The 5,699-nt window shown below is 49.0% G+C and carries 9 protein-coding genes and 1 tRNA gene; 4 read left to right on the forward strand and 6 right to left on the reverse strand.

What is annotated here, in order from left to right:
* Positions 1–237 precede the first annotated feature (237 nt).
* Positions 238–438: a hypothetical protein gene (locus ACZYR9_RS27075; RefSeq protein WP_488981457.1), complete on the reverse strand. Its 201-nt coding sequence runs from the start codon at positions 436–438 to the stop codon at positions 238–240.
* Positions 405–629 carry a hypothetical protein gene (locus ACZYR9_RS27080; protein ID WP_488981465.1) on the reverse strand — a complete coding sequence of 75 codons (225 nt, stop codon included), beginning with the start codon at positions 627–629 and terminating at the stop codon, positions 405–407. The genes ACZYR9_RS27075 and ACZYR9_RS27080 overlap by 34 nt, the downstream gene beginning before the upstream one ends.
* Positions 630–731: 102 nt before the next feature.
* Here ACZYR9_RS27080 and ACZYR9_RS27085 point away from each other — a divergent pair.
* Both ACZYR9_RS27085 and ACZYR9_RS27090 read left to right on the forward strand, forming a co-directional pair.
* A tRNA-Arg gene (locus tag ACZYR9_RS27085) sits at positions 732–807 on the forward strand.
* A 107-nt stretch (positions 808–914) separates the two neighbouring features.
* On the forward strand, positions 915–1,073 hold the full coding sequence (locus ACZYR9_RS27090; RefSeq protein WP_488981458.1) for a hypothetical protein: 159 nt from the start codon (positions 915–917) through the stop codon (positions 1,071–1,073).
* Between the two features lie 50 nt (positions 1,074–1,123).
* On the opposite strand, the gene map is transcribed toward ACZYR9_RS27090, so the two are convergent.
* A complete protein-coding gene (map, locus tag ACZYR9_RS27095; protein WP_488981459.1) occupies positions 1,124–1,879 on the reverse strand; it encodes a type I methionyl aminopeptidase in 756 nt (251 codons plus the stop codon).
* 127 nt (positions 1,880–2,006) lie between these two features.
* On the opposite strand from map, the gene helD reads away from it, so the two are divergent.
* On the forward strand, positions 2,007–4,355 hold the full coding sequence (gene helD / locus ACZYR9_RS27100; RefSeq protein ID WP_488981460.1) for an RNA polymerase recycling motor HelD: 2,349 nt from the start codon (positions 2,007–2,009) through the stop codon (positions 4,353–4,355).
* Positions 4,356–4,447: 92 nt separating this feature from the next.
* Positions 4,448–4,636 (forward strand): hypothetical protein, encoded by a 189-nt coding sequence (locus ACZYR9_RS27105; RefSeq protein WP_488981461.1) that lies wholly within the window; start codon positions 4,448–4,450, stop codon positions 4,634–4,636.
* A gap of 49 nt (positions 4,637–4,685) precedes the next feature.
* On the opposite strand, the gene ACZYR9_RS27110 is transcribed toward ACZYR9_RS27105, so the two are convergent.
* From ACZYR9_RS27110 to ACZYR9_RS27120, 3 genes are read right to left on the reverse strand one after another with little or no spacing between them, the layout of a single operon-like run.
* On the reverse strand, positions 4,686–4,829 hold the full coding sequence (locus ACZYR9_RS27110) for a small acid-soluble spore protein P (protein ID WP_488981462.1): 144 nt from the start codon (positions 4,827–4,829) through the stop codon (positions 4,686–4,688).
* A 24-nt stretch (positions 4,830–4,853) separates the two neighbouring features.
* Complete coding sequence (locus tag ACZYR9_RS27115) at positions 4,854–5,036, reverse strand: hypothetical protein (protein WP_488981463.1); 183 nt, start codon at positions 5,034–5,036, stop codon at positions 4,854–4,856.
* A gap of 17 nt (positions 5,037–5,053) precedes the next feature.
* Positions 5,054–5,401, reverse strand: coding sequence for a hypothetical protein (locus ACZYR9_RS27120; RefSeq protein WP_488981464.1), 348 nt, complete (start codon positions 5,399–5,401; stop codon positions 5,054–5,056).
* Between the last annotated feature and the right edge of the window lie 298 nt (positions 5,402–5,699).

Consider the following 5,699-nt stretch of genomic DNA (forward strand, 5'->3'; position numbering starts at 1 on the left):
TTTGCCTCCGGCTTCCTTCAGATTCCGCCTCGCGACGGACACCCTTGCCCTTGGCTACGGTAGGCGCTCGCCAGCCCCCGTTCAGGACTTTCACCCTAAAGATGACGCCCATGCTGGGCGTACTACATGAAAAATTGCGGTCAGCTGACCGCAATTTTTTTGTATCTAAGCATCCTGATCGCGATGATTCAACTACAAGACCCTGCAAGAACGCTTCTGCAGGGTCTTTTGCTGAAATCACATCTTCATCGCCTTGGTATCCCTGCCCCTTAATTTCACTGGAACAATCCGAGGCAGCACCATGAGCGAACGATAGTAATGGTGCGAACGGTATACACACTCTCTTCGGCCTTGATACCGGTATTGGGGAAGAGACGCGTATATCCTCAGCAGCGCTTCTTGGGTCACGTCTTCAGCGTCCTTTGTCGATCGAAGCACGGAATAGACTGCCTTGAACAAACTGCTTCCGTACTGATATCGTACCTACCATCCGCCCGTTTGAAATCAATCGCTTTATGGACGGCAATCCGTGTCACCAGATCTTCAACCACCAGTTCGCCAAACGCCTCCCGGTCGCCTTGCATGATTCGTGCAATCCATGCTTCTTCCGTAATCGTCTCCCCCTCCACTCAGGGTAATAGACGTTCCTCATCGGACAAATCACTGCACTTTTTAAAAAAATTACCGACTTTCTTCCCTGTCCTGCATATGTTATAATAACGATGGTTTGAGTCCCCGTAGCTCAACAGGATAGAGCAGTCCTCTCCTAAAGGACAGATAGTGGTTCGAGTCCTCTCGGGGACGCCATACAACCTTTTGATTCAAGAATCCTAAAGGCCTGATGACAGGCCTTTATTTATTTTTCACGCATAAAAAAACACCTCTGCCGCCACAATAGCGATGAGGTGATCTCTATGGAAAAACGTAACGATCAAACTGAAGAAATATATATTTATAACAACGAAGGCATCAATGACGTTAAAGAAGACGCCACCGGAGAAGACGGCTTGACCTCTTTAAAAGCCGCGGAGCCCCTGCCGAGCCCCTCTGCCAAACATGGTGACCGACTTTAACCTAATGCGGCCGTCCATATACCGGGCGGCGCTTTTTCTTTTAGAGAGGGTTATTCCAGGATGCCGTCGGTGATCACGAGCGGCCCGTCTTTGGTAATGGCAACGGTATGCTCGAACTGAGCCGACAGACTGCCGTCGTAGGTACGGGCTGTCCAGCCGTCGAATTCGATAAACATCTCATGCTTGCCTGCATTGATCATGGGCTCGATGGTAAAAACCATGCCTTCCTGAAGACGAATACCACGCCCCGGCTTGCCTACATGAGGAAACGACGGCTCCTCGTGCATGCTTCGCCCGATCCCGTGCCCTACCAGATCGCGTACCACGGAGAAGCCCGCTCCCTCCGCGTGCTTTTGCACGGCATGCATCACATCGCCCATCCGGTTTCCCGCTACAGCCTTTTCAATGCCGAGCATCAGGCACTCCTTGGTTACACGCATGAGACGCTCCGCCTCCGGGGAGATCGTTCCGACAGCATAAGTACGGCAGGAATCCGCACACCATTCATTGTAACGGCAGACAATGTCCACTTTAACGATATCTCCGTTTTGCAGCGGTTCATTGCTCGGAAAGCCATGGGCGATCACGTCGTTAACAGATGTACAGGTAGCGAAAGGGTAACCCTTAAATCCTTTAACTACCTGCTCGGCGCCCTGCTCTTGAATGAAACGTTCGGCAAAATCATTGATAGCCATTGTAGTAAGACCCGGCTCGATCATCTTGGCAATTTCCTGATGACACTTGGCGAGAATCTCGCCGGCTTTGCGCATAAGTTGAATTTCTTCCGGTGTTTTGATGATAATCATACGCAACCCTCCTGAATGTCCAGCTATCATATCACTTAGACCTATTGTACGCAATTGCCCGTAAAAGTTCCCTTATGGTAAGATGTCCAGACAAGATTTCATTTTGATAAAAGGAGGCTGACCTTTCTTGACACAGGATGCCGCTTGGAAGGAAGAGCAGCATAGGCTGGAGCTTGTGCTGAATGAGGTTCGTAAGCTGATCGAACGCTCCGAGGAACTGTCGGAACAGCGTAAATCGACGGTAGCCGAAGCTCGCAAAGATTTCTGGGACGATGTTACGGTCAACCTGGCGAATCCCGATGACATCATGGAGACCTACACCAGCATTACGCAGCAATCCATGATGCTCGCCGGTCAAGAGCGAAGCCTGCAGCATGCCGAGGATACGCGGTACCGATTGCTGCGGATGTATAACTCGCCGTATTTCGGCCGGATCGATTTCACGGAGAAAGACTCCTCCGATACCGAGAAAATATACATCGGAATCGCTTCGGTTCTGGATGAGCAGACACAAACCTACTGGGTTTATGATTGGCGTGCGCCCGTATCGAGTTTGTTTTACGATTATCCGCCGGGTCCGGCCAGCTACGAGACGCCCGTGGGGATGATCGACGGTACATTGGATTTAAAACGCCAATTTATGATTCGCGGCGGCGAAATGAAAGCGATGTTCGATACGGGCATTACGATTGGTGATGAGGTGCTTCAGCACATTCTCGGGCAAAGTTCCGATGATCATATGAAATCGATTGTAGCCACCATACAAAAAGAGCAGAATCAAATCATCCGCGATGACCGCCACCGGGTACTCATCGTTCAAGGAGCCGCAGGCAGCGGAAAAACCTCCGTTGCTTTGCAGCGTGTGGCGTATCTGCTCTATAAACACCGTCAAACGCTTAGCAGCGACAATATGGTGCTGTTCAGTCCTAACGCCCTGTTTAACAGCTATATCTCCAGCGTGCTTCCTGAGCTTGGGGAAGCCAACATGCAGCAAACTACGTATCAGGAATATTTACAGCTGCGCCTGGGCTCGCAATTTCAAGTGGAAGATGCCTACGGCCAAATCGAAGCGATGCTTAACCCTCAAGGTGATCCGGAAAATAAAATACGCAGAAGCAGCATCCGTTATAAATCTTCCAAAGCGTTTGTCGGCATGGTGGAGCAGTATGCTCAGCATTTGGAGTCTGAGGGAATGCTGTTTAACGACTTGATCTTCCGAGGCAGGGTACTGATTGGCAAGCAGAAGATGAAGGATTATTTTTACAGCCTGGACCGGTCTATTAAGCTGAGCAATAAGATCCATTTGGTCAAGGACTGGCTTCTGAAGGAGCTTAAACGATTGGCCAAGGAAGAACGAAAGCAGCCCTGGGTGAAAGAAGAAATCGAGCTGCTGGATAAGGAAGACTATCAAAGAGCCTTCAACGCGCTTCAGAAGCACAGAGGAGACCGGGAGGTTGCCTTTGAGGATACGAAGCAGGAAGCGCTGCTGCTCAGCAAATACGTCGTACACGAAAGGTTTAAGCCTCTGCGGAAGAAAATTAAACAGCTGCGCTTCATTTCGGCTGCGGCACTGTACAGACAGCTGATATCGGATAGCTCCCGTTTTGCCAAAGCCGTTGTGACCGATGATCGTGAGCTCCCTCCGGAATGGGAACAAATCCGACTCCTGACTCTCGAACAAATGGACTATGGTCACCTGGCTTATGAGGATGCCACCCCGCTTCTATATTTGACCGGTTTAATCGAAGGCTTTCAAACGTATAATACGGTTCGTCATGTCATTATTGATGAAGCCCAGGACTATTCGCCGTTTCAACTGGTATTCCTGAACAACTTGTTTCCAAGAGCGAAAATGACGCTGCTGGGCGATTTCAATCAAGCCATTTATGCACATCATACATCAGAAACCGAAGATGGCATGGCCGGATACGAAGTGATCTACGATCTATATGGTCGTGAACAAGTAGAATTAATTCGTCTAGTCCGAAGCTATCGGTCAACCAAGGAAATTGCTGAATTCAGCAAGGCCATACTGCCCCACGGGGAGCCTGTAGAGGCCTTTAACCGCAGCGGAGAACCTCCTAGGCTGGTTGCAGTACAGGATGATTCGCACCTGACAAACGCCCTGCTTGAGGAAGTGGAGAGCCTCCAAGCCTCGGGTAACGGCACCATCGCCATGATATGCAAGACGGCCCAGGAAGCCCGTGATGCGTACGAGAAGCTCTCGATCCGACTGCCGCAGCTTCAATGGATTACTAAAGAGACCCGGTTGTTCCAGGAAAGCGTTGTGGTCATTCCTGCTTATTTGGCCAAAGGTCTCGAATTTGACTCCGTGCTCATTTATAACGCCTCGGCCCAACATTACCATCGGGAAAGCGAGCGCAAGCTGCTGTATACCGCCTGTACCAGGGCTATGCACAAGCTTACGATTTTCCATACGGGGCTACCAAGTCCCTTCCTGTCTCGCAATTCTTGAAAAACAAAGAGAACCGTCTAAATTCGGTTCTCTTTTTGGTCTGTTCATGGTAAAATGAGGAATCAATTTCATAAACGAGGTGGAAACGAATCATGTCCGCAGATCACTTGTTTTACATCATTTATGACGAGTTTTCCATTTCCATTTGTACTCTTCTTGATGAAGTGATTGATGCGGTTGCCGGTGGTGCTTTATTATACGGGTATACCGATGATGAATCCTTGGCTTACGAAATGATGAAAGAATGCTTTAACAAAGTAGAACTAGAGAATAATAATTAAAGGTCTTTTACAACAGCCTCCTACCTAGGGTAAGAGGCTGTTGTCATGGTTAGCCCTCACCGTTATTGTGACGGCTGTGATTTTGGTTTTTTACCTTCTTCGAGCCGGATAACGGTTCATTCGGCTGACGGCGCTCGTGTTGGTTTTGCCGGCCGCTCGGTGAGTTTACCGGTTGAGGAATGTCTTTAGGCATGTGATTCCCGTCTCCCTTCGCTGGTTACTCTTTATCCATCAGCATCGAGGTATGAGGTGTTTCATCGTGATTCAATGCATCCTGATGCCGGTGATCGTTGGTTTGCTGCTGCACCTGCTGGGCCTGATGGCTGGTAACCACCGTTTTGTCCAAATCTTTAACGACATTTTGCAGATTTTTATCTACGCTGCTTTTATTTTTTGTCATGTTGGCCATTCCTCCATTTAACTGTGCGTAAATGCATGTAGCTGCTGTGCACACTCGTGGATATGCCGTACATAATCGTCAATAAGCGTCTGAATAACGGTAGTTCGTTCATCGATCGTGTTGCCATCACGTTCCACATCAATGAGATCTACCTTTACTTCTCTGGAATCCACATAAGTACATTTGAAATCAAAGCTATAGTTATTCCGGCCCGCCGTAGAAATATGAACGCGAAGTACATTTTCCTCCGCTTCATCGGCTATGACTTCCGCTTTGTCCGAACTATTCAGCACAGTAGGCAGCGTTCTCGCCCATGCCTCCGCCAGTCGCTGACTGTCCATTTGCAGGCTATCGCTTTTGCTCATGAGTACCACCTCCACAATACTAACATGCGGAGCCGCCGACCTTCTTATACCAAGAGTGCCTAAGTAAAAAAAGCCATACTCATTCAACGCAGCTATGCCCGACGATCCCTCTTGGGCTCTCGGGCTCTCTCCCACCCTCAGAGCAACAAAAAACGATCCTTTTCAGGATCGCTCAGATCGTTGAGAAAAGTGGTTTTTTTTGCTTCTGAATTCAAAAGATACGTGACGAGAGGACGTATTTAAATATTCTTTCGTCCTCTGAAACATCAATCGCCCTCTACTTTGCCTTCTTGGCCAG

The organism is Paenibacillus sp. F024, from assembly GCF_057814255.1.

Coding starts and splice junctions, on each gene's coding strand:
- ACZYR9_RS27105 (WP_488981461.1), top strand. CDS start 4,448: ATGTCCGCAGATCACTTGTTTTACATCATTTATGACGAGTTTTCCATT.
- map (WP_488981459.1), bottom strand. CDS start 1,879: ATGATTATCATCAAAACACCGGAAGAAATTCAACTTATGCGCAAAGCC.
- ACZYR9_RS27090 (WP_488981458.1), top strand. CDS start 915: ATGGAAAAACGTAACGATCAAACTGAAGAAATATATATTTATAACAAC.
- ACZYR9_RS27115 (WP_488981463.1), bottom strand. CDS start 5,036: ATGACAAAAAATAAAAGCAGCGTAGATAAAAATCTGCAAAATGTCGTT.
- ACZYR9_RS27110 (WP_488981462.1), bottom strand. CDS start 4,829: ATGCCTAAAGACATTCCTCAACCGGTAAACTCACCGAGCGGCCGGCAA.
- ACZYR9_RS27120 (WP_488981464.1), bottom strand. CDS start 5,401: ATGAGCAAAAGCGATAGCCTGCAAATGGACAGTCAGCGACTGGCGGAG.